The 309-nt window shown below is 48.2% G+C and carries 1 protein-coding gene; it reads right to left on the minus strand.

Annotation, left to right across the window (positions count from 1 at the left end; translation table 11 throughout):
• The coding region (locus tag M5B99_RS29920; protein ID WP_248807491.1) for a hypothetical protein at positions 1-309 on the minus strand (309 nt) is incomplete at both ends.

Genomic DNA, 309 nt, shown 5'->3' on the forward strand with positions numbered 1-309 from the left:
ATCGACTAGGTCTCCCCCCATACCAAAGAAGCGGGAAAGCTTTTGGTCGCGAATTAGTGCTCCATCCTGGAGTCTAATGACACTGACATCATAGACATCGCTTACCGGATCCCAAGACCTTGGCGTCCATATGCTATGAATCACAAATAGCATTTTGTCGTGTCCCCCCTCCTCGGAGAGAAGAAACGCATCGTTGATTTTTCCTTTCGTCCAGGCATACGGAAACTCATAGACAAGCCTTGGCTCCTCAGCTTTCGAGACTGAATAGAGAGCTACACCATCAGGATCGCTCGATGTTTTTTCCTCATG

The organism is Pseudomonas sp. MWU13-2100 (assembly GCF_023242365.1).
Taxonomy (GTDB): Bacteria; Pseudomonadota; Gammaproteobacteria; order Pseudomonadales; family Pseudomonadaceae; genus Aquipseudomonas.